The organism is Acidovorax sp. KNOB132 (genome assembly GCF_057541515.1).
The window spans coordinates 1-1,238 of sequence record NZ_BAAJYT010000535.1 but is presented as its reverse complement, the minus strand read 5'-3'; the positions used below and the strand labels follow the sequence as shown (position 1 = coordinate 1,238).

Annotated in this window: 2 protein-coding genes; both read right to left on the bottom strand. The window is 73.4% G+C overall.

Going from position 1 to position 1,238, the window contains the following annotated elements; genetic code table 11:
- Positions 1-23: 23 nt before the first annotated feature.
- Positions 24-212: a hypothetical protein gene (locus AC27IO_RS24430; RefSeq protein WP_284402576.1), complete on the bottom strand. Its 189-nt coding sequence runs from the start codon at positions 210-212 to the stop codon at positions 24-26.
- 112 nt (positions 213-324) lie between these two features.
- Positions 325-1,218, bottom strand: a complete 894-nt coding sequence (locus tag AC27IO_RS24425) for a peptidoglycan DD-metalloendopeptidase family protein (protein WP_498741241.1) — start codon at positions 1,216-1,218, stop codon at positions 325-327.
- Positions 1,219-1,238 lie beyond the last annotated feature (20 nt).

Here is a 1,238-nt window from a genome sequence, read left to right as displayed (position 1 = left end):
GGCCGTGCCGCCCGCGCAGGCTTTCAGTCGCTGCCGCCCGCCACGGCGCGCACGCCGGCCGCGCCCACGTCCACTGCCGTGCCCACCACGGTGACACCGACCTTCACCGTGGTCGCCACCACCGTCACCGCGGCATCGCCCACGGCCACCACGGCGCAGCCGCTGCACAGCACCGCCATCGCCGCGAGCGCGGCACCCAGAAAAGATCGCATGGAAACCACCCAAAAAGGCCAGGGGATCGAAGGCGGAAATTGTCGCTGCCCGCTCCGCGAAGCGGCCCCTTCTTTACCGGCCCGTGTCGGCCCGGCGCAACGCCCGTCCGGCTCAGACGGGCAGGAAGAGCGCCGGGTCCACCATCGTGCGGTTGAGCATCACGCCCCAGTGCAGGTGCGGCCCGGTCACGCGGCCGGTGGCGCCCACCGCGCCCAGGCGGTCGCCGGTCTGCAACTGGTCGCCCACCTTGGCGTCGATGGCGCTCAGGTGGGCATAGACGGTGAGCAGCCCGCCACCATGGTCCAGCCACACGGTGCCGCCGCTGAAGAAATACTCGCCGGTGTCGATTACCCGGCCCGGCAGCGGCGCGACGATGGCCGTGCCCTTGGCTGCGGCGATGTCCATGCCGCTGTGCGGATTGCGCGATTGCCCGTTGAACACCCGCCGCAGCCCGAACGAGCTGGACCGGGGACCCGGCACCGGGACGTGCATGCGCAGGTCGGCCGGCTTGGGCAGCGGTGTGGAAAACGCCGCCGTCACCTGCCGCTGGTGTTCGCGCTCGCGCTCGAAGCGGGCGTTGTCCTCGGCGGAGAGGTCCACGGTGCGCGGCGCGACGCTCAGGCGCTGCTCGCGGTACTTCTTGGGCGCGATGGTGTAGGGCACCTTGCGCGCTGCATCGCCCTCGGTGGCCGAACCCCGCACCACGATCCCGGCGGCCCCCGCCTGGGCCGCCAGCGGGATGCCGACGATGGCCGTCCACTCGATCGCATCGCCCAGCACGAGCACCGGCACGTCGCCCGCGCCTTCGTCCACGTGCGCCACCGGCCGCGTGGCCGCCGGCCCCAGCGACAGGCGCGCCACGCCGCCGGGCACTTGCGATGCACGGGGCCAGACGGACGGCGCTGGCGAAGGCGCGCTGGCCCGGGGCTTGGCCGCTTGGACGGGGCCCTGCCAGGCCAGCAGGCCCAGCGTGGCCACGAGGGCGGTGCGCCGGCTGGCCTGCAAAGAAAGGGAGGGGGGGAGTG